This is a genomic window from Streptococcus parasanguinis (assembly GCF_047465465.1).
GTDB lineage: Bacteria > Bacillota > Bacilli > Lactobacillales > Streptococcaceae > Streptococcus > Streptococcus parasanguinis_AI.
Genome location: NZ_JASGZU010000001.1, coordinates 114,356 through 136,180, shown reverse-complemented (window position 1 = coordinate 136,180; position 21,825 = coordinate 114,356). Strand labels below are relative to the sequence as shown.

The following is a 21,825-nucleotide window of genomic DNA, read 5'->3' as shown; positions in this document are numbered from 1 at the left end:
GGAGTCTAGGCACCTACCACCAGATCCAACATAGATATCACCTTTCAATCCTTTTAATAAATATACGTTTCATTACAAAAAAAGAACCTCTGCTCTTTCGAGCAGAGGAACTGATTCCTAATCAAAATGATAGAGTTGTGGATACTGGTCACATTCAGGATTTTTAGGATGGCAGATGGCCCGTCCAAAATAAATCATGGCTTGATGGGCCGCTAGCCATTCGCTCTTTGGCAGAACATCCATGACCCGCTTTTCAACTTCCAATGGCGTCGCTGATTTCTTGACGATATCATGGTGCTTGCAGATCCGCTCCACATGGGTATCGACAGCAAAAGCTGGAATCCCAAATCCTACACTCATAACCACATTAGCTGTCTTGCGTCCTACTCCTGCTAGACTTTCTAACTCTTCACGAGTCTGAGGCACTTGACCATCAAAATTGTCTAGCAATTGCTGGGCACATTTTTTGAGAAATTTGGCCTTATTTCGATAGAGGCCTAATTTAGAAATATGCTTGGCGATATCAGCTTCACTGGCTGCTGCCATGGCTTGTGGGGTTGGAAAAGCCGCAAACAAACCTGGTGTCGCTTTGTTAACAGCCGCGTCTGTCGTCTGAGCTGAGAGCATGACTGCCACTAGTAATTCAAAATGATTACGGAAATCCAGACTTGGCTTGGCATCTGGAAAGAGGGCGATAATTTCTTCAATCACATGACATGCCCGTTTCTTTGATAAAACCATATTCTCTCCTTTACATTACTAGTCTTTATTATAGCATGAAAGTTCTCTATTTCTGAAAGAATCGGCTTCAGAAAAAGACTAGTCCGTAGACGAGTCCTTTTCAATTAGTCTATAAAATGAGTATGCTTGGTAATCCATTGAGTGACCTTGATATTTAACCAGAACACATAGATCCCAAATGTAATGATGGTAAAGAACCACCATTTGATCCAATTTCCAAATAACTGCATAGCCGTGCCGTCAAAGTACTGACGACGACCATCAATCACGGTATGCTTGACCTTCCAGTTATACATAATGCACACGCCCCAAGGAGCACAAATCCCAAAAGTAAATACTGTAATGAAGGTTGCTAATAAAACATGGCCAATATATGAAAATAAGCCTCCATCAAAATACGATTCACGATACATGGTCCATCTCCCTATATTTTTTCTACACCAATCTCTTCAAGAAGGTAATCAGGATTTGAGCAGAGCGTTCGCCAGCCTCTACGATAAATTCATCAAAAGAAATATTGGCTGCGTGATCTGCCGTATCACTCATCGCTCGGATGACCATGAAGGGACGTCCAGCTGCATGAGCGGCTTGGGCAATAGCTGCCCCTTCCATCTCAACTGCTAATACTTCTGGGAAATGCTCCCGAATTGTTGCGACTTTTTCTTCACTCGCGATAAAGCTATCTCCTGTTGTAATCAAGCCCACATGTGTGGTTGCAGCTTCTTCTTCCAGAACTTTTTTCATCTCTGAAACAAAATAGCGACTGGATTCAAAGTAAAGTGGTTGACCTGCCATTTGACCATACTTGTAGCCAAAGGCTGTCACATCCACATCATGATAAGCCAATTTGTCTGCAAGGACGATATCCCCAACAGCCATTCCCGGTGCAACCGCACCTGCAGAACCTGTATTGATAATGGCTTCCACTTTGAAATCATTGGCCAAGACTGCCACACTCATAGCAGACATGACTTTTCCGATACCACTTTCCACCAAAACGACCTCATGGCGACCAATCGATCCTGTATAGTAGACTTTTCCAAGACGCAGATGCTTTTCCCCATTTTCAAGGGCTTCAACCAAGATCTTCAACTCCTGGGGCATGGCTGCGATAATTCCAATTTTCATGTCATTCTCTCCTTATAACGACCTTATAGACGCCAAATAGCAATAATTAAAACAATGAGGAGCACAATGATCCAGAACAAAATCTTATTGAGTTTGGATTGGACCACACTTTGTTTGCGTTCTTCAATGCGACGACTCTTGGTCACTGTGGGCTCCACTTGGATCTGCACAGTATCCTGAGAATAACGCTCTTGTGGACGCTCCATACGACTCTCTCTCATAGGACGTTCATAGCCAAATCCTCTGTGGTCTGTCCGAATAATTTTCGTCTCTTCCGCATCGACCATATTAGGACCGGTGATGTCCTCACCTCGCCTTGCTCGTTCAATCATTTCATCGGTTAATAAAGGTTTTCCCATCGGATCCTCCTCTATTTATTGATTAAGTCCCAATATTGGATAGCCATAATGGTCTTGGCATCACAGATTTCACCAGAAAGGATCAAATCTTTCGCTTCCTTCAAGGTCACTTCTAATAACTCTAAGGTCTCATCCGCATCTTGTGGACGTGGATTTTCCACCTTTTTCAAGTTGGTCGCACCATAAAGTTTGATCCGCTCATTACAAAATCCAATGGCTGAATAAAAATCATACAACAATTCTAGATCCGCTGTGTAGCCAATTTCTTCTTCCAATTCACGCAGAGCAGCCGCTTTGGGATCCGCATTTTCTCCCTTTTCTAACTTCCCTGCTGGAATCTCCACCGAGGTCCTTTCAATCGCCTTACGGTACTGTTTCACCAAGATCGTCTTCCCATCTTCTGTGATCGGCAAAACCGCTACTGCTCCATTATGGAAGATTAAATCACGCTGCGCTTGGCCTTTTCCAGCAGGTAGTTCTACTTGATCAGTGACCACTTGGAAAATCGGTCCCTGATAAATCTCCTTGCGCTCAATGGTTTTTTCTTCAAATTGCATGAGAATCTCCTATTTATTTTTAGGATGGTGTGGCAAGCGAAGGGCATACCCTTCTTTATTCACTTGACGTCCACGACCAATCGCAATCGCATCAGCTGGTACATCCTTGGTAATAGTTGATCCAGCACCGACTAAGGAATTGTCCCCTAATTCAACTGGCGCAATAATCGTCGAATTGGATCCGACAAAAACATTGTTTCCAATCGTCGTTTTAAACTTGTGTTGGCCATCATAATTCACAGTGATAGTTCCTGCCCCAAAGTTGACGTTGCTGCCAACTTCACAGTTGCCAATGTAAGTCAAATGACCAGCTTTGGTATTTTCGCCAATAGACGAACCTTTGACTTCGACAAAGTTTCCAATATGGACATCTTTGGCGAGGCTAGATCCTGGACGAATATGAGCATATGGTCCTACTGTCACGCCATCGGCTACGGTGCTTTCTTCAATCATAGAGTTAGTAATAACGGCACCTGCACCAATTTCACTATCCACGATATAGGTTCCATTGGTTAAAACTGTCTCAGCCCCAACTTTTGTGTGCCCTTTTAGGGTAACATTGGCTTCGATTTGTACCTCAGGAGCGATTTCGACATCGATATCGATATAGGCCGCATCAGGATTGACGAAGCTCACTCCATTGACCATATGAGCTTGGTTAATGCGACGACGCATGATGCCTTCTGCTGTCGCAAGGGCCACGCGGTCGTTAACCCCGAGACTTTCATCAAAATCTTTGAGCGTATAGGCCCCGACTTTTTCACCAGCCTCACGGAAAATTCCGATGACATCCGTGATATAGTATTCACCTTGGGCATTGTTGGTATTGATATTTTTCAAAGCTTCAAAGAGGCGCGCATTGTCAAAGACATACGTTCCTGTATTGATTTCTTTAATTTGTTTTTCAAAATCTGTCGCATCTTTTTGCTCAACAATTCGAAGCACTTCCGCATTGTCATTACGGACAATCCGACCATAGCCAAATGGATTAGCTGCTTCTGCTGTCAAAATCGTTGCTACATTCTTGTGGTTGATATGAAAGTCGATCAAGTGTTTGAGGCTTTCACCCGTAATCAAAGGTGTATCTCCTGCGATGACAAGAGTATGCCCATCAAGACCTTCCAAGACTGGCTCTGCCATCATGACCGCATGACCAGTTCCCAATTGTTCGGTTTGTTTGACAAACTCTGTTTGTCCAGTTAATACTTGCTCCACCAATTCCGCCTTGTGGCCTACAACCGTTACCGTCTTCTCAGGTGAGATAGCTCCAACACTACGGAAGACATGCTCCAACATAGAAATCCCTGCAACCTTGTGGAGAACCTTAGGCAGATCTGATTTCATACGGGTACCTTTCCCCGCTGCTAAAATAATGGCATAATTTGGCATAACATTTCTCTTTTCTGTACAATATCGTACTTATTATACCATTTTTCACCCCTTTTGGAAAATAAGACCCAAATCAAAAAACTCTCCAAAAAGGAGAGCGTATCTATAATGGATAAACCTTGCGAAATTCTTCTAAAACCACCTTGCTATCAGGTGTAAAAGTCAGTCCTGCTTCTCCTAAGCAATCTTTGAAAAAGTCTTCATGAACCTGATGCCAATAAGCCAGAGATTTGTCTCCTTCGCCTTCTTTATAGGCATGGTCGGCTGACACTTGATGGAAAGGCTGAACAGAAACTTTTGTAACTTCGATGATGCAGACAGCTTGATCTTGGCTGTCTAAAATGACATCAAAAGTCCCTGCTTGAGGAAGGGGTTCGTCCTCTATTGCGTAAAGATCGTAAGCTGAGGCGGTTGCTGTTTTTTCCCCTTTAAAGACCAGATCCGCTAAAAGGTCTGGGGCCACTCCAAAGGCCCAAGCGTCTATCTCATCTCCGATAGAGGGGTTGATTTGCTTGTAGGCATTCCACATTTCTTGAGGTGTCATTTGTTCTCCTTCTTTTCTTTCACCTTCCAATTTCTATAGCTTGTCATGTCCAATTCTGGAAATCCTCGTAACTCCGCCTTTACCTTCAATACTAAAGGAGAAGCATTGTCTGCAGTAATTTCTTCCACATTCAACCAAATTGCCTTTGCTGAATCATTACTTCCATCAAGAACCTCATGTGGAAGGGATTTTTGAGAGCGTTCTAAATCAAGTACTACATCATAAAAGGCCATGATATGATGTACTGCGAAGTCTTGCCCCTCTTCTTGAACCAGCATATCATACATCCTAGGATTTGAATAACAGCTAAGCGTATAGCCTGTCTCCTCCAGAACCTCTCTCTTGAGAGTTTCTGTCAATCCTTCACCTAGTTCTTGACTCCCCCCCGGTAGATCAAAACGATGCTGATAGGGGCCTCTTGTTTTTTCAATGCAAAGCAATTTCCCGTTTTGGAGACAGACCCCGTATACACCAAAGTGATTTTTGATTTCCATCAAATCCTCCTACTTTCATTCAAAGCTCAGTCGATAGTGAAATCAGTATAGCTATTCTTTTTGCAACACCATCTCTTATTGACCCTAATCATTTCTTCTCTATTGATTTAATACTTTTTCAATATCAATTTTAGTAATTTTTCTAGATACCAATAATCCTGCAAAAACTGAAGTGAGTATCCCTATTAATACCGGGAACAACAATCTACTAAGTTCAATATCTAGTGGCAATCCACTCAAAAAGATGATCAAATAAGAAATAGCAATTCCTATCACCAATCCCGCGCTTGTACCTCGTACTCCCATCATGAAGCTTTCAAATAAATATATTCTTTTTATCTGTCGATCAGATGCACCGATGATTTTAAAAGTTGCGATCTGTTTATGATTCTCCTGAATGGTAATGGCAAGAATATTGATGATATTAATAATCGCTACAATAGAGATAAGAACTATGATTAAGAGGATAAAAAGGTCGATGTAGGAAAACCATCTGGATAGCATATTGATAACATCCTGTTGTGTTGCTACAACAACATCTAATCCTGTTCCTGATAAAGATTGTTTTAAATTTTCATTTTTTAAAACAGTCTTTTCTATCTTCTTTGCTACTTCATTTAAATCTGTTCCATTTTTTACAGTAGCATTCAGATAGTAATACTTATTTGATGAAACGCTACTACTTTTTACATTTATTGCCATCATTTGATTTATTTCTGTTGGCAAGGTAGAAAATAACTGCGCTTCTTGCTTGTCTATAATGCCAGAAATTACAAACTTTTCATAATGATTATCAATCTTTATAGTCACCGTATCTCCGACATTCATTGATGTAGCCTTGTGTACGGAATCTCCGATTAATATTTCATTGTCCTTCTCTGGAAATTTCCCTTCAGCAATTCTAATATTCAGGTTTTTTAAATACTTTTCTTCTAGACAATGGATAGTATTGGAAACCGATGTCTTACCATTTTGGAATTTGATATCATCCGTAAATAGTAGTTTCACACCTGTAATATTTTTTACTTCATCTATTTTTTTAACTCGATCAATATCATCACTAGAAAATAAAGGTAAAGCTTTATAATTCAGAGAATTTTCTTTATTACCAAAGGCAACAGTAACAACATTTTTATTTGCTACAGTCATTTCATTAATCATTTTATTATAGAAAGAATTAGAAATGAGCATCACTAAAACAATTAGCAAAACAGAGATCGCTATTGACAGTCGAACTAATCTATATCTTCGTTTGTTAACTTCTAAATCTCTTCTAGCAATGAATAATATGGAATGATTCATTTTATCATCTCCTTACGTACTCAATTTTGCCATCTACAACTGTGCAAATAGACTGCATACTATTGGCCACTTTATCACTATGAGTTACTGTTATAATCGTGATACCTAACTCCTCATTGATCCGCTTCAACAATTCTATTATATTTTGTTCGTTATCAGCGTCTAAATTACCGGTAGGTTCATCCGCTATCAATATTTCTGGATTGTTAATAAGAGCTCTTGCCAAAGCAACTCTTTGATTTTCACCTCCACTAATCTTATCAATACTCTTACTTAATATTTCCTTTGAAAGGCCTAGAGTGTTACAAATTTCGTTAATGTTATTCTCTCCATTTTCAAAAAAATATCTTGGAAGTAGAATATTCTCTTTCACCGTGAAACCTGAAATCAAATTAAAGTTTTGGAAGACACAGCCAATATTCCTACGCCTTACCTTACTCAAATTTTTCATATCTAAAATGGAACTACCACAGACTAAGATATCCCCCTCATTTAAACTGGTAATCCCTAATATTAATTTAACAAGAGTAGTTTTTCCTAATCCAGAACGGCCAATTATTGCAGTCGTGCTACCTTTTTTAAATTCAAAATTACAATTTTTGAAAATATATCTGACATTCGATCCATCACTAAAACATTTAGTAACATTCACTAATTTAATCATGACTTCACCTTCATTCCACAATAACTTAGCAAATCAATTGTACTATTCGTTTCTTCTAAAACAATCTCTTAAGGTTTCAGGTAGCCCATTCAAAAAGTTCTTCTGAACTTACCCTCAGTTATCTTCATAATTGTTATTATCCCTGTCTTTTTTTGGTGAAAAAGGCTAGATCTCCATCGTGACCAATCATAAAGAAATCTGATTCATCCTGATCACTCTGGTAGGTTTAATTTCGTTCAGTAAGATCTTCTTTAGCATAGAGGTATACCTGTCTCACCACTGTCCTAACTTAATTGTTCACCTCGGTTTGATCCTCTTTCAGTAAGGAAAAAACAATTACGTTTCTTAGCAAGATTTCAACTCTTGCTTTTTCATCCTCCTACTTCAAACTCCAACCACCATCAATGGTCAGGATTTGCCCTTGCATAGCAGACGCCTTACCGCTAGCCAAAAAGAGGCTGACTTCGGCTACTTCCTCTGGCTCAATCCAGCGCTTGATCGGCGTCTCACTGGCTACCCAGTCAGCCAATCCACCTGGTTCAAAATCCGCTGCGGTCATGCCTGTTTTGACAGCCCCAGGAGCAATCCCAAAGACCTGAATACCAGCTTCTGCATAATCCAGGGCCAACTGCTTGGTAAAGCCCGCTAGAGCATGCTTGGAGGAAGTATAAGCGTGGCCGCCTCCTCCTGCCAGGCTAGAAGCAATGGAGCACATATTGATGATGATACCTTGCTTCTTCTCCAACATTTGAGTCAGATAATACCGTGTCAACTCTACCGGGGTCACATAATTGATCTCAAAGATCTCCTGAATCTCCTCAGCGCTTTGCTCCAGAAGCGGTTTGTAATCATCCAAAACACCAGCTGTATTGCACAAGACATCGACCTCAGGACACCAGTCGAAAATTGGCGTCAAATCTAGGGTTAAGTCCCGCTGTAAGAAATGAAAATCACCTACTAACTGGGGATCCGCTCCCTGGTCCACCCCATAGACCTGGTAGCCCTTCTCTAGAAAGAGGCGAGCTTGAGCCAGACCAATCCCGGAACTCACGCCTGTAATCAAGACTCTTTTAGTCATGGACTTCCACCCAATCTGTCGCTAAAACATCACAAGGTGTTGGACTCCACATGGAGAAACCTTCACCCTCACCAGAGACGTTGATGAGGAAATAAGGCGTCACTTCCAGAGCCACCCCATTTTGCTCAATGGTATCAAAGAGTTGGACGTAGTTTTCTGCTCCACCCCATCCTGTTCGCACATATTTTTTCTTAGCCTTTAAGCCTGGTAAAATCTCTTCAAATGTCATGTTTTTTCTCCTTTGTTATCTAGTTAACTTTCTCCCTTTATTATACCAAAAAAAGAGCTTTCTCTATGTAAAAAGCCAGAGTTCTTCTACTCTAGCTTTCATCTTTTATTGATTTTCTTCTGAATGGCGATAGCCATAACCGAAATAAATTCCGACCCCGATCAAGAGAGCAACTCCGAAGGCCAGCCAGGTCGATAGGGAATACTGGGTCATAAAGGACAGACAGACCACAATCGACAGGATTGGCAAGACTGGAACCAAGGGTGTTTTAAATTCACCAGGTCCAGGAGCCCCGTGTTCCTTGCGCAATTTCAAGAGGGCAAAGGCCAACATAACCAGGTAAGCCAAGGTACAAATATTTAAGAAGGAAGCGATACTGGCTAGTGGAAAGACTCCACCAGCAATAGCAGCCATCGATCCAGCTACTAGTGTTGCATTTTTGGGAATTCTAGTTTTTGGATCGAGTTGTTTCATAGCTTTTGGCAGGAGACCATCCCGCGCCAAACTGTATATCATCCGTGAGAGGGCAAAGGTCATGGAAATGCAGACGGTAATTAGGGTCAAAATCGCTACCAGCGATACATAATTTCCAGCCCAGCCGGCTCCGACCTGACGAAGAGCAAAGGCTACTGCATCATCTACATTTAAGTTCTTAAAAGGAACCATACCGGTCAAAACCAGAGTGACCAAGATATAAAGAACCGTTGTGATCAAAAGACTAAGGACAATCCCGCGAGGGACGTTCTTTTGTGGTTCCTTGATTTCGTCGACCGCCATTGAAATGGACTCAAAACCAAGAAAGGCGAAGAACATGAGCGAAGCTCCAGCCATAATCCCTGTCTGGCCACCATAGATTTCGCCAAATCCATAAGGAGCAAAGTTTGCCCAGTTGCCAGGGTTTAGATGAAAAATCCCCACAAGGATAAACAAGGCAAGAGCGGAGAACTTGAGTAAGACCAGCAAGGAATTAAAGCGTAAAACCGCTTTTGCATTCATAAGAACTAAGGCTGTGACGAGAACCATGACCAAAATAGGCAAGAGATCCACATAAGTTCCCGCAGCTGGATCAAAAGTCCCATTTAAAGCCGTCGGCAGACGCCAGCCAAGATTGGCCAACAATCCCTTGAAATAAGCAGCCCAACCTGAGGCCACACCTGATACGGCTGTCATGAATTCCATCACGGTCAACCAACCTGCAATCCAGGCTGGAAACTCTCCAAAGATGGCATAGAGGTAGCTATAGGCTCCACCAGTTGAAGGAATGCGGGATGCAAATTCTGCAAAGAAGAGGGCAGATAAGCCGACGCAAAAAGCCGCAATCACAATTGAAATGATCAAGGCTGGACCAGCTAAATTCGCCGCTGCAGTCCCCGTAATCGTGAAGATCCCTGTCCCCACCATGGCACCGATTCCTAAAATAATCAAATCCCACAACCGTAAATAGCGGTTTAACCCTGGGTGAACCTGTCCCCAAGCCTTTTTTCGAAATAGATTCATGTATATTCTCCCATCTAATGAGTTTATTCTATCATACTTGGAAGAGAAAAGGGAGACACTTTCTCCCCCTTTTCTTTCTATTTATCACTTTCAGTCCTATTCTTTTTCAAAGAACGAATCGTAAACCAATAATAAATAACCAGCCCAAAGATGATGATCACTGTGGGCAGAAGAACTGTCATACCAAGATTCTGAACTCCTTGTGCCAAGGTCCAGCGATGTAAGAATCCAACCACTAAAAAGGCAATGATAGGAAAGACGAAGGCTCTGCCAAGCTCTTCTTTCCATTGCCAAAGAATGAGAGCTCCACTAGCTCCTGTCATAAGGAGAGTATCCCATGGATTCGGCACTGTCAACCAAGCAAGTGCTGGTAAGAAACGGACCCCCACGATCTCACTAGCGAAATAGACTCCTAAAACCAAAACGATTGCCACATGGATTACTTTTTTCGACTTTACTTCTGCAAAAATGAGGCGACGAAGGAGATAGAAGAGTAGCCCAATTGCTAGGAGTCCCAAAATGATGTCGGTTAAATAGACTAGAGGCTTGAGCACAAGGACCGCTTGTGAAGCAAAATCACTTAAGAGGCGATAAAAAATCACAATTCCCGAGATGATCGCCCCATATTTTAGAACAGATCGCGTGGATTCTTTAGGCATGTTCTCTATGATTTGGTCTGCCATTTCCTTTGGATCGAGACCAAAATAGTCCTTGGCCGTCCATCCATCCGCTCCTGCTTGCGAAAAATCTAGTGCTAAATTATAGACCTGCTCTCTCAAAGCCTTCTCCTCATATAAGAAACCGGCGAAATTGAAATAATCCCATAGATCTTGGAAATAAGCTTGGTCCTCTTGGCTAAAGGTTTGAACCAAAGCCTGCGTTTCTTCATAATAAATAACTGATGTCATCTTTCTTCCCCCTTTCTTTGGAGACGAAATACAACGAAGGTAAGGACTAGTCCTATGAGAGGAAGTAGCCAGCCTAATAAGTGAGCAGTTTCCTGATTCACAAGACGAATCCAGCATCCCGTAACTAGGAAAGTCAGGCCCATGACTAGTAGACTCGTCATCAAACGCTCCCTGCTTCTATAAGCCATAACCGCAAACCCAAGTAGGACTAGGACAGCAAGAACAACCGCCCAACCATCTGATAAGAAGAGACTCCCAATGTGGCCAAAATAAATCGAAAATAGTCGTACGATGTTCAGAAATACCATCAGGCAGATCACACTGATAAAAATAGCCCAAGACCACTTCATTTCACCATAGCTCTGTTTGGACCAAAGCCACGTGATGAACTGGCTAAACACCAAGAAATTGAGGAGAATGACAATATAGGTTAAGGGTTCGATTTTCAGTGGTGTCATCCAGGTGAAATCCATTAAATAACGCATGCCAACTAAGATCACTCCAATTAGGAAGACGAGTCCCACATAAGATCCTAAAGAGCGTTTAGGCAAATCTGAAAGAACTTGATCCACCATCGCCCGTGGATCCTTTCCAAAATAATCCACTGCCCGAATGCCTTCTTTCTCAGCAACTTTTAGGTCGCAAACCATATTGTAGAGTTGTTCACCAAGTGCTTCATCATCATAAAAATAGGACTTAGCCCCAATATAAGCGACCATTTTTTTCACATAGGCTTGATCCTCTTTCTTTAAATGAATCAATTCATCTGACATTTTTTCTGTATAACTTTCTACCATTCTTCTCCCTCCTTCTTGATACGTTCTACTTTTGTGACTAGCTCCTGCCACTGGTCCCAAAATTCCCCTAAACGCTCTTTTCCAGCATCACTGAGTGAAAAATACTTGCGATCAGGACCATCTGGAGACGGCCTCATTTCCCCATGAATGACCCCTTGTTTTTCTAATTTTTGAAGCAGGGGATAAATGGTCCCAGCGACAATCTTATCAAATCCCATCTCTTTGAGACTTTGGATCAATTCATAGCCATAGATAGCCTTTTTGGAAATAATCTCCAGCACACAGCCCTCCAAGACTCCCTTTAGTAATTGGGACTCTTTCATCCTTCTCACCTCTTTCTTCACATTTTTCACTAGTTTGTTTTACATACTAGTTTGCTCACTATCAGTATACTCTTTCTTTACTAGTATGTAAAGCATAATAGTAATTTTTTAAAAAAATTTTTATTCCTTAAAAATCCCTTAAAATCAAGGGTTTTACTGTATAGTGGTGTGTAAATATACAAAAAAAGTTCAAAAAACACTTTATTTTGTAGATTGATTGGAGTATAATAATTAAAATTATTCAAAAGGAGACACGAATATGAAAAAATCGAAGCTTGCTCTTTTAGCAGGTGTCGCCGCGGCTTCAACGCTTTTCCTTGCTGCATGTGGCTCATCTTCTAATGCGTCAAAAGGGACTACTTACAACTACGTGTATGGTACAGACCCTGATTCCTTGAACTATTTGACTTCAAATCGTTCAACTACAAGCGACATTACAACCAACTTGGTCGATGGTTTGTTTGAAAACGATCAATACGGTAACTTAGTGCCTGCTCTTGCTGAGGACTGGTCCGTTTCAAAAGACGGTCTGACTTATACTTACAAGCTTCGAAAAGATGCGAAGTGGTATGATTCAGAAGGAAATGAATACGCTGACGTCACTGCACAAGATTTCGTGACATCTCTAAAATACGTAGCAGATAAAAAATCGGATGCTCTTTACTTGGTTCAAAACTCGGTCAAAGGCTTGGATGACTATGTAAACGGGAAAACCAAAGACTTCTCAACTGTTGGGGTAAAAGCTGTTGATGATCACACTCTTCAATACACTTTGAACCAACCAGAATCTTTCTGGAATTCTAAATTGACGACTGCTACCATGATGCCAGTTAATGAAAAATTCTTGGAATCAGCTGGGAAAGACTTTGGTAGCGTGAAACCAAATGGTATCCTCTACAATGGTCCATACATTTTGAAATCCTTCACTTCAAAATCACAAATCGAGTTGGATAAAAACCCTGATTACTACGACAAGAAAAATGTTCACATCGATACGGTTAAATTGACTTACTTCGATGGATCTGACCAAGACTATCTTGCTCGTAACTTCTCAGATGGGAACCTATCTACTGCTCGTCTCTTCCCAACAAGCTCAACTTACAGCACAATTGAGAAGAAATTCAAGGATAACATCGTTTATACACCTCAAGATTCTACTGTTTACTACGCTTACTTCAACGTCAACCGTCAAAACTACGGTCATACGAAGAAGACTTCTGACGAACAAAAGAACAGCACCAAGACAGCTCTTCAAAACAAAAACTTCCGTCAAGCCTTGAACTTCGCTTTGGATAGAACTTCATACAGTGCACAAGCTAATGGTAAAGAGGGAGCATCAAGAACTCTTCGTACACTTCTAGTTCCACCTACATTTGTGCAAGCCAACGGAAAAGACTTCGGTACGCTCGTTGAAGAAAAACTTGCCGCAACAGGAGATGAGTGGAAAGGTGTTAGCTTTGCTGACGCGCAAGATAGCTTGCATAATGCGGATAAAGCCAAAGCGGAACTTGAAAAAGCGAAATCTGAATTGCAATCACAAGGTGTTCAATTCCCAATCCATATCGACTATGTCGTAGACCAATCTTCTAATGCTCTTGTCCAACAAGCAGACTCTATGAAGAGTTCTATTGAAACAGCTCTTGGTAAAGACAATGTCGTGATCGATGTACAAAAATTGTCTACAGACGATGCAGACAACGCTACTTACTTCGCCCAATCACCAGATCAAAAAGACTTTGATATGGATATCACAGGTTGGGGACCTGACTTCCAAGATCCATCTACTTACTTGGATATCTTGAACCCAACAGATGGTTCAACCTTGACTGGTATGGGACTTGATCCTAAGAAAGACCAAGCTCTCATCGAAAAAATTGGTTTGAACCAATACAAAGAATTGTTGGATGCTGCTAATGCTGAAAAATTGGATACCAATGCGCGTTATGAAAAATACGCTGCTGCCCAAGCTTGGTTGACTGAAAACGCAATGGTACTTCCAATCTACTCTAAGGGTGGAGTTCCATCTATCACGAAGGTAACGCCATTCTCAGCAGCAAATTCTGCAATTGGTATTAAAGGTGAAACAAGCTTCTTCAAATACCAAAAAGTGCAAGACAAGACAGTCACAACGGCTGACTACGAAAAAGCTTATAAGAATTGGTTGAAAGAAAAAGAAGAATCAAACAAAAAAGCGCAAGAAGAACTTGCAAAACACGTGAAATAATCACGATAAAAACACCGAGGATCAAATCCTCGGTGTTTTTGATTAAGGAAAAACCTATCCTTGAAACTTTCCTTAGGTGAGTACGGACGTTAGGTGAAATTATCCAGTGGATGATTTCAGCAATCCAGGAAGTCCCATAACTTAGTTTTGGACCTAAGGTTCCAAAACTCCCGAGTGATAGAAATACTAGTATTTCTATCACTTTTCTCACGGCGGAAAGTTTCGGTATTTGTTTAAATAAGCTTAATAATATAGATTATTATAATTCTTTCTGCAACACTTAGCTTGTTCTAAGTAAAAAAACAGTTTGTCTATTTATTGGATTTTTCATTTCTCAATCTTTTATAGACTCAGCGCTACCTCACGACAATCTTCCGATAACTTCTAGAAGTCAGAAGAAAGACAAGGACATAGGAGATGAAGAAGACAGCGCAGATAGAAAGAGTTGTTTGAAGCACCAAGCCCGCATTGGTTGCTCCTAAGATAGCAACGATTTTTGCGATCATCTTGTAGGCTACTCCTAGGTACAGGAAGGAGAAGAATAATGGAAGAAAAAAGACAGTGAGTATCTGTTTGCGAATGGTGGTGCCGGTTTGCTTTTGGTCCAATCCTACTTGTTGCAAGATCACAAAATTATCTCGATCCTCATGACCCTCTGAAATCTGCTTGTAGTAAATCACGAGAACTGTAGCTAATAGAAAGATCGCCGATAGAAAAATCCCGATAAATAGAAGAGTCCCTGCTGTTTCACGCCAATCTTTCTCTATACTGTATCGATCAAATCCACCAAAATAAGTCGCACCATATTGACTGATTTTGTCTGTCGAATACAGCTCTTTGATCAAGCCAGAAATAAAATCTTGGTTATCTTTATTTTTAGCAGTAATAGAGAATTCCAAATTTTTATCAACTTTTAGTCCCAGTTGGTTCAAGTCAGGGAGGACCAGGTACAAGCCCATTTGGTGTTGAAACAGGTCGGATTGAGGGAGTTTCCCTTGGATAAAATTGGAGTTTAGTTTTTCTTTAATCGTGAAGGTCTTCCCATTGATTTCTAATTGTGCGTCTAATTTTCCAGGATATTGATACCCATAGGCTAGGATTTCATTTTCCCCAAGCTCAACTTTTTGACCGGTCAGTTGCTCATAAGTCGCCTGATCAAAAAAGTAGACTGTTCCTTCTGACTTCAACTCCTGACCAGTTGATGGAGTGGACTGGTCATTCACCTCTAAGCTCCTTCCATCAATCTTTCGAATTTCAGCCGACCAGTATGTAGTCTGTGCCACCTGATAATCTGATAGATGTGTCGCATCGGCTGTTTTCTTAATTTGAGCTTGAACATCCTCAATAACCGATTCTGTTTCAGCATCTGAAGGCATATGCCCCACACTAATCATGTAATCAGAAGGGTAAACCGTATCTAGGTAATTCTGCCCTCCAATAAAGATATTGAGCGACCCGGTTAAGGTGACCAAGACCATGGTGGATAGAATACTAATGGTCGCAAGGCCCGCTGCATTTTTTCGCATCCGAGCTATTAAGTTGGAGACAGATATAAAATTCTCTGGCTTGTAATAGTAGGATTTCCGACCTTTGAGAAATCTTAAGAAGGTAATAGAGCCTGCGTTGAATAAGAGATAAGTCGCTAGAATGACCAAGATGACGGCAATAAAGAATCCTTGGACAGCCGCAACTGGCCGCTCAACGGTTAGCGCTATATAAAACGCAATTCCTAAGAGCCCAAGTCCTAACAGAGTTTGAACCAGCAAGAAGCGTCCCTTCTTCTCTCCTGCTTTCTTTTGCTGCATAAGGTGGAGGGAACTGTAGCGCAAGAGGCGGAAAGAATTCAACAAGAGAATGAGGCCAAAAGCTAAGGCTAACCCAAGTAAAGTGTTAAGAACAGCCTCTATCTGGAAGGTTGATTGAATGACGACTGGTAAACCCATACATTTTAGAAGCAAGGCGAAAATCAAGCGATCAAACAAGAGTCCCAAACCCAGTCCTACTCCAACTGTGAGAACATAGAAGAAGAGCAATTCCCATAAGGTCATGATGAGGAGATGCTTCTTCTCCATTCCCAGAACACTGTAGAGTCCCAGTTCTTTGGAACGATTTTTCATGACGTAGCCATTGGCATAAGCCACCAAAATGATGACGACCAGCTGGACGACGAAACTGCCAAAACCAAGAACAGTTCTCGCCGATCCCCCTCCGTAAGAATCCTCTAAATGAGGGGTCAATGACAAGGCGATAAAACTATAAAGGATCATGGTCGTTAAAATGACAGCTATAGCGAAAGGATAATACAACTTGCGATTTTGTTTGAGGTTGGAAAGTGCTAATTTACTTGTTAATTTAAACATCAGGATCCTCCTTTCCCGCCATGACCGTCAGAGTATCTGAGATTTCTTGGAACATCTGACGCTCTGTCTTTTCCCCACGAAAGATCTGGTTGTAAAGAATCCCGTCCTTGATAAAGAGCACGCGCTTGGCCCGAGCTGCTGCTGCGGTTGAGTGGGTCACCATGAGAATGGTTTGCCCCATGGTATTGATATCTTCAAAGACATCTAGCAAAGCTGCCGAAGACTTGGAATCCAGCGCCCCTGTTGGCTCATCCGCAAGAAGGATTTCAGGTGAGGTGATGATGGCCCGTGCTACGGCTACCCGTTGTTTTTGTCCACCAGAGATTTCGTAAGGGTATTTTTCTAAGAGCTGGTGAATGCCCAACTCCCGACTCACGCTATCGACCTTACTCATCATTTCCTTGATTGGTCTGCGGGAAAGGACCAAGGGCAGGAGGATATTGTCCTTGACAGATAAGGTGTCGAGCAGGTTGAAATCTTGAAAGACAAAGCCTAGTTTTTCCCGGCGGAAGCTGGAGGCGTCCTTGTTTTTGATGGTTGAGGTATCGGTGCCATTGAGGTAGACCCGCCCTTCCGTCGGCTGATCCAGCATGGCTAGGATATTGAGGAGGGTGGATTTCCCGGATCCTGATTCCCCCATGATAGCCACGTACTCACCCTTTTCCACGGTGAAGTGAATATCCTTTAAGGCTTCAACCTGCGTTCCTTGAAAGCGGGTTTTGTAAATTTTTTTGATATGTTGAACGTCTAGTAGGGTCATGGTCCATTCCTTTCTAGCTCGATAAAAGCTTCAATCGTTTTTTACAAATCTATTGTACTAAAACTGAAACGCTTTCACCATAACATAACCTTACATTTTACCCTTTATTTCTTACATTTTTGTAAGAAAGCAAAAATAGGCTAGGACTTGAGGTCCTACCCTATTTTTTTCATTGATTATTCAGCTGATGAAGAGAGCAATGGCGCAATTGATTTATATGCACTTTCAAGAGCTTGTTTCATAGTGTCACGTCCAGATTTCAATTGTTGTACAAAAACAGTACGCCCTTGTTCAGGAACAACCGTATCATCTGAACCACCAGTTGAAAGTGCTGTATCAAATTGAGTTTTTGATTCGTCCAATGTCTTGAGAGCTGGTTCCACTTGTTGAGTATATTTAGATCTCAGTGATTCGGGAATTTGATCGCCAATATCTTGAGCATATTTTTTATAGTTATCCACTAATTTACTATAAAGAGTTTTCATATCACCAATTGTTTTGGCATTATCGATTTCATCATCAGTCAACAAGACAATTTCTGGAATTTCAACAGAAGAGGATGCTGATTTTGAAGTTTTTGATGAACTGCTTGATTTGCTTTTTGAAGTAGATGATTTTTCTACTTTGCTAGAAGAAGCTTTAGCATCTTTGCTTGATGATTCTGAAGCAGTTTTACCAGAACATGCTGCTAAGGTTGCAACGGACAAGAGAGCCACACCGGCTGTAAGAAGTTTTTTCATATTTTTTCTCCTATAAATAAAGAATGAATATATTCTAAATGATTTTCCTTTGCTTGTCAAATATTTTCCGTTTCTAAATGCAATTACACCGTTAATTATCACTAGTTTTTAACATATTTTCTATCCCAAAAAATGTCGTTTATTTTGTATTTTTATTCATACATTGAATAAACAAAACCAGAAAAACAGTCGTTTCCTGGTTTTTCTTTTTTTATTGATGAAGCAGTTGCGTAAATTCTTCTTGAAGTTCCTTGTTGTCTGTTGGTTTTAGATACATCTTTCCACCATTGGTCGTTGGCGAGTGAAAGACGATGGCTTCTCCCGTATCCGTAATGGCAAAGAAATAACTATGCACATCTGGATACTTGTCCCAATTGCTATAGCGTTCTACAATGCGGTATTTTGCATTTCCTTGGCCAGTATATGTATAAATTGCATCCATCTTGCTATTGTCCCCTAGAGTATAGAGGTTATCTGGTCCTACATCACCGCCAGCTATGCCTTTTTGGTAGTTGGGTTGCCCCATCTTTTCGCCCCAGGTCTTCATAAATTCTGCTAATTTTGCTGATTTTTCAGCATTCCATGGTGTTTTCTCCTGGCTTTGGGTATCGCCTCCTGATGGTGTACTTTCAAAGGTTTGCCAGTCAAAACTCTTGAGGTCCAGTTTATCCTCATCAGATTTTCCAAAGAGGGCATTCAGATCTGACCCACGTACCTGAACTTCTTCTTCCTGGACTTTTGTCGCGGCTTGAGGTGTCTTTTCTATTCGTGAAAGTACGGCTACACCACGGCCAGTTCCCGACAACCAGCTGACTTCTAAGACATCTCCACCCTTATAGAGAGTTGTCGCATTGCGCGCTCCTCCGTGTCCAGCGACAAAACCTTCTGCAAGCAAGGTCGGCTTTTGGTCCTTGAGGTAGTAGACTCCTGTCGCAAAGTAGCTCCCATCGGTTTGCTGGTTGGCGATGATCATCTCATCTACCCCATCGCTATTTAAGTCCTTAAAGGCATAGCGAACAGCTGCTGGCTGATTGATGACAGTCTCGATCACCCAGCTATTGATCATCCGATCTTCTTTGGCCAATTCATCATTCAATTTGGAAATGGCATCCAAATCCTTTGAAGTGGCAAAAATCTTTTGGTAGTCTGAAAAAACAGACTGGTATAATTGTTTGTTGTCTGCTTTTTTCGCTTGTTTTTTAGCTGCTGTCTGGCTGGTTGCAACCTCTTTTTTAGGACTGGACTGGCGCTGGTATCTTTGGTAACATCCTGTTAACAAGACCATACTCGAAGCCGCTAATCCCAACTGCATCCAATGTTTTCTTTTCATCTGATCTCCTTTGGTCTCCCTTATTTTCATACTAAACTTTATTATACTAAAAAAAGTGTGAGGAAGGAATCCCTCTTCACACTTAGTTTCCTTTATTCGGACCTCTTCTACGATCCGTTTGACTTTCAATATGCTCTTTCACCAAGGCGACGACCTCATCATTGGTTGGAAGGTCCGAGTGCTGGGCATCTTCGCCCGTCACTGTAATCTCCGTATAGCTTGCAGCTTGGTTTTGATAGATGTATTTCCCAGCCGATACACTGGCATCTGGGACCAACTCATCTGAATCATAGGTAATAGTCCCTGCTACTGAATACATATGGAGCGTATTGGGAATGGCTTCTTTTCCCTTGATAAAATCTGCCAACATCTCCGATTTGTTTTGAATATTGGTCTCTGTAAAGTTGTATGGGGTGCCGATGGTCATCAAGGTTTTCAGATCGATATCATAATCCCCTAGATAATTTTCAATAAAGGCTGTATAGATTAAGCCACCGTTGGAATGACCTAAGCCCTTAAAGTTATTAAAATTGTATTTTTCTTGAAGGGCTTCGAAGGCTTGGTTGAATAGTTTGGCCTGCTTTTTAATATTGCTATAGCCATCTTTGTTGTTTTCAAAACCAACCACAATCACTGGCTCATTGTCCTTCGCATCGATACTCCCACTATAGGTCATCCTACCATCATTCCAGACCTTAACCTTGAGAAGGCTGTGTTTGGTCCCTTGGCGTTCTTTATTGAGCTTGGTCACCAAGCCATCAAAGCGGTTCTCTGTCGCGGAGCTTCCTGGAATCATAATGATAGGAGACAGTTTAGAATTATAGAATTTCTCAATTTTTGAAACATTGGTTCGAGTCCAGCTATAAGAAGGAATGGCTAAACCGATCAAGAAAAGACAGACCAAAGTGAGGACGATGGTTGTTTTTTTAGAGACTTTCATCGCTTTCTCCTTTCACTTTTAGATCTTTTCGGATACGATTTCCCATATGGACGAATGGTAGATAAAGGAGCACGTCGATGGCAAAACAAAGAATGCTGACAACTAAAGCTCTCAGACTTCCTCCGCTTCCAATAAAGGCATAGAGAAGGCTCGGAGTCCCATCTGGCACTGGATAGACAGCCGCTGGCATCAGTTTGAAGCACAAGGCTACCGCTGCAATCCCCATATTCACCAAAGGAATCAATAAGAAGGGAATCAGATATAGAAGATTGAGAAGGACTGGTATTCCTACCATGAAAGAAGCCCCATTGTTAAAGAGACTTGGAAAAATGCTGAGGAGACTCACTTTCTTGTCCTTTTGACTTCGCGAAACCAGCAAGATCGCTACCAATAAGGCTAGAACTGCACCAACACCAGCCACCAGGCCAAAACTGCGATACAAGTTCGTCAAGGTATAGAGATGAGGAATGCCTGTCGTTGTATGTTTCGTCACAGCATAGGTCAGATTTTCTAAAGCAAAACTGTCATCTACAATCGCGTTCAAGGTAAAGGCTTGACTATTTCCAACCCAAGCAGATAGGCCGCTGAAGAGCCCCATGACAAAGGTGGGTAAAAGGTGATGACTGCTAACAGTTAACGAACTAAAGAATTGTCCAAGCGTTTGAAAAACACGGTACTGATTGCCTAGAAGGAGGAGAAGATTGAGACTAACCCCAAGGACCAAGGACAAGAAAATGGGCCGCACAGTCTTGGGCTGATAGATGAAATCTTTGTCCACGATCTGGTCGTCACTGGCTTTGGATAGCCGAAAGATCTGTCCGATTAGATAACCTAAAAAAATCGCTAACACAATATTGGTCGTCGCTGGGAGATTGATCCGCGTCAGTTGCCCATCATTGAGTGGGCTCACCAATAATTCCTGAGAACCTACAATCAAGCTGACCAACAGAGCAGTGACACCCGCTGTCCCAGTACTTCGACCGTAGTGCCCAGCTGTATATTTCCCAGCAAAGTAAGTCGCTAAAGGCCCTGCTAGACCTCCTAGAAAGTTAGAAAAATTAATGAGGACCTGGCTCATGCCCTGATCCCATGGTAACCAACTATCCATCGAAAAGAGTTGATGAATATAGCCTCTATCCGAAAATACGGATAAAGCAATCACCCGAATGATTCCTGAGAATAGGAAAAAAGGAAATAAGGAAACGAGGGTTTTCTGGGAAATCTGAATCAAACTTTTTTCTCGTAACCAGAAAAACTTCTGGACTAAATACTTGGTCATAGGGCCTCCTGTTCAGTTTTCCGCAATGGATCACGTTTATTTATTTCTTCTTATTATATCATACTGATGAGCAATCCCTTTCATCTGAAGAAGCACCATCTATTGAAAACACTTTTAAAATTTTCGCAATTTTTCAAAAACTCTTTGACAGGGGTCTTCATTTCCACTATACTATTTCTTAG

23 protein-coding genes are annotated in these 21,825 nt (G+C 41.5%); 1 reads left to right on the top strand and 22 read right to left on the bottom strand.

Features of this window, described 5'->3' with window-relative positions; translation table 11 throughout:
* Nucleotides 1-117: 117 nt before the first annotated feature.
* The 16 genes from nth to QM351_RS00680 form a co-directional block, all read right to left on the bottom strand.
* The gene (gene nth / locus QM351_RS00755) at nucleotides 118-741 is read right to left on the bottom strand and encodes an endonuclease III (RefSeq protein WP_350012282.1); all 624 of its coding nucleotides are present in this window, start codon (nucleotides 739-741) and stop codon (nucleotides 118-120) included.
* A gap of 104 nt (nucleotides 742-845) precedes the next feature.
* On the bottom strand, nucleotides 846-1,154 hold the full coding sequence (locus QM351_RS00750; RefSeq protein WP_049473168.1) for a hypothetical protein: 309 nt from the start codon (nucleotides 1,152-1,154) through the stop codon (nucleotides 846-848).
* Nucleotides 1,155-1,176: 22 nt separating this feature from the next.
* On the bottom strand, nucleotides 1,177-1,869 hold the full coding sequence (locus QM351_RS00745; protein ID WP_155168895.1) for a 5'-methylthioadenosine/adenosylhomocysteine nucleosidase: 693 nt from the start codon (nucleotides 1,867-1,869) through the stop codon (nucleotides 1,177-1,179).
* Between the two features lie 23 nt (nucleotides 1,870-1,892).
* On the bottom strand, nucleotides 1,893-2,228 hold the full coding sequence (macP, locus tag QM351_RS00740) for a cell wall synthase accessory phosphoprotein MacP (RefSeq protein ID WP_070594427.1): 336 nt from the start codon (nucleotides 2,226-2,228) through the stop codon (nucleotides 1,893-1,895).
* Nucleotides 2,229-2,239: 11 nt separating this feature from the next.
* Nucleotides 2,240-2,785: an NUDIX hydrolase gene (locus QM351_RS00735; RefSeq protein ID WP_003002456.1), complete on the bottom strand. Its 546-nt coding sequence runs from the start codon at nucleotides 2,783-2,785 to the stop codon at nucleotides 2,240-2,242.
* Nucleotides 2,786-2,794: 9 nt separating this feature from the next.
* The gene (glmU, locus tag QM351_RS00730) at nucleotides 2,795-4,174 is read right to left on the bottom strand and encodes a bifunctional UDP-N-acetylglucosamine diphosphorylase/glucosamine-1-phosphate N-acetyltransferase GlmU (protein ID WP_414326137.1); all 1,380 of its coding nucleotides are present in this window, start codon (nucleotides 4,172-4,174) and stop codon (nucleotides 2,795-2,797) included.
* A 103-nt stretch (nucleotides 4,175-4,277) separates the two neighbouring features.
* Nucleotides 4,278-4,718: an ASCH domain-containing protein gene (locus QM351_RS00725; protein ID WP_125826215.1), complete on the bottom strand. Its 441-nt coding sequence runs from the start codon at nucleotides 4,716-4,718 to the stop codon at nucleotides 4,278-4,280.
* Nucleotides 4,715-5,212, bottom strand: coding sequence for an NUDIX hydrolase (locus QM351_RS00720; RefSeq protein WP_350012280.1), 498 nt, complete (start codon nucleotides 5,210-5,212; stop codon nucleotides 4,715-4,717). The genes QM351_RS00725 and QM351_RS00720 overlap by 4 nt, the downstream gene beginning before the upstream one ends.
* Nucleotides 5,213-5,311: 99 nt before the next feature.
* A complete protein-coding gene (locus QM351_RS00715; RefSeq protein ID WP_350012279.1) occupies nucleotides 5,312-6,514 on the bottom strand; it encodes an ABC transporter permease in 1,203 nt (400 codons plus the stop codon).
* 4 nt (nucleotides 6,515-6,518) lie between these two features.
* On the bottom strand, nucleotides 6,519-7,178 hold the full coding sequence (locus QM351_RS00710) for an ABC transporter ATP-binding protein (protein ID WP_125826212.1): 660 nt from the start codon (nucleotides 7,176-7,178) through the stop codon (nucleotides 6,519-6,521).
* Nucleotides 7,179-7,557: 379 nt separating this feature from the next.
* Nucleotides 7,558-8,256 (bottom strand): 3-oxoacyl-ACP reductase, encoded by a 699-nt coding sequence (locus QM351_RS00705; protein ID WP_150905665.1) that lies wholly within the window; start codon nucleotides 8,254-8,256, stop codon nucleotides 7,558-7,560.
* The gene (locus tag QM351_RS00700) at nucleotides 8,249-8,485 is read right to left on the bottom strand and encodes a DUF2829 domain-containing protein (protein ID WP_000141913.1); all 237 of its coding nucleotides are present in this window, start codon (nucleotides 8,483-8,485) and stop codon (nucleotides 8,249-8,251) included. Before QM351_RS00700 ends, QM351_RS00705 begins: the two co-directional genes overlap by 8 nt.
* Before the next feature lie 105 nt (nucleotides 8,486-8,590).
* Nucleotides 8,591-9,982: an APC family permease gene (locus tag QM351_RS00695; RefSeq protein WP_350012278.1), complete on the bottom strand. Its 1,392-nt coding sequence runs from the start codon at nucleotides 9,980-9,982 to the stop codon at nucleotides 8,591-8,593.
* 77 nt (nucleotides 9,983-10,059) lie between these two features.
* Nucleotides 10,060-10,890, bottom strand: coding sequence for a hypothetical protein (locus QM351_RS00690; protein ID WP_003006164.1), 831 nt, complete (start codon nucleotides 10,888-10,890; stop codon nucleotides 10,060-10,062).
* On the bottom strand, nucleotides 10,887-11,687 hold the full coding sequence (locus QM351_RS00685) for a hypothetical protein (RefSeq protein ID WP_003006161.1): 801 nt from the start codon (nucleotides 11,685-11,687) through the stop codon (nucleotides 10,887-10,889). Before QM351_RS00685 ends, QM351_RS00690 begins: the two co-directional genes overlap by 4 nt.
* Nucleotides 11,681-12,010 (bottom strand): PadR family transcriptional regulator, encoded by a 330-nt coding sequence (locus tag QM351_RS00680; protein ID WP_414326136.1) that lies wholly within the window; start codon nucleotides 12,008-12,010, stop codon nucleotides 11,681-11,683. Before QM351_RS00680 ends, QM351_RS00685 begins: the two co-directional genes overlap by 7 nt.
* Nucleotides 12,011-12,269: 259 nt before the next feature.
* On the opposite strand from QM351_RS00680, the gene QM351_RS00675 reads away from it, so the two are divergent.
* Nucleotides 12,270-14,234, top strand: coding sequence for a peptide ABC transporter substrate-binding protein (locus QM351_RS00675; protein ID WP_414326135.1), 1,965 nt, complete (start codon nucleotides 12,270-12,272; stop codon nucleotides 14,232-14,234).
* Nucleotides 14,235-14,590: 356 nt separating this feature from the next.
* Here QM351_RS00675 and QM351_RS00670 read toward each other — a convergent pair whose 3' ends face one another.
* From QM351_RS00670 to QM351_RS00645, 6 genes are all read right to left on the bottom strand, one after another.
* Nucleotides 14,591-16,594 (bottom strand): FtsX-like permease family protein, encoded by a 2,004-nt coding sequence (locus QM351_RS00670; RefSeq protein ID WP_129299576.1) that lies wholly within the window; start codon nucleotides 16,592-16,594, stop codon nucleotides 14,591-14,593.
* A complete protein-coding gene (locus tag QM351_RS00665; protein ID WP_031576714.1) occupies nucleotides 16,587-17,354 on the bottom strand; it encodes an ABC transporter ATP-binding protein in 768 nt (255 codons plus the stop codon). The genes QM351_RS00670 and QM351_RS00665 overlap by 8 nt, the downstream gene beginning before the upstream one ends.
* Before the next feature lie 176 nt (nucleotides 17,355-17,530).
* Nucleotides 17,531-18,094 (bottom strand): hypothetical protein, encoded by a 564-nt coding sequence (locus tag QM351_RS00660; protein WP_272107325.1) that lies wholly within the window; start codon nucleotides 18,092-18,094, stop codon nucleotides 17,531-17,533.
* 211 nt (nucleotides 18,095-18,305) lie between these two features.
* Complete coding sequence (locus QM351_RS00655; RefSeq protein ID WP_350012273.1) at nucleotides 18,306-19,424, bottom strand: DUF4767 domain-containing protein; 1,119 nt, start codon at nucleotides 19,422-19,424, stop codon at nucleotides 18,306-18,308.
* A gap of 82 nt (nucleotides 19,425-19,506) precedes the next feature.
* A complete protein-coding gene (locus QM351_RS00650) occupies nucleotides 19,507-20,364 on the bottom strand; it encodes an alpha/beta hydrolase (protein WP_414326134.1) in 858 nt (285 codons plus the stop codon).
* Nucleotides 20,351-21,643: a PTS transporter subunit EIIC gene (locus tag QM351_RS00645; protein ID WP_414326133.1), complete on the bottom strand. Its 1,293-nt coding sequence runs from the start codon at nucleotides 21,641-21,643 to the stop codon at nucleotides 20,351-20,353. Before QM351_RS00645 ends, QM351_RS00650 begins: the two co-directional genes overlap by 14 nt.
* Nucleotides 21,644-21,825 lie beyond the last annotated feature (182 nt).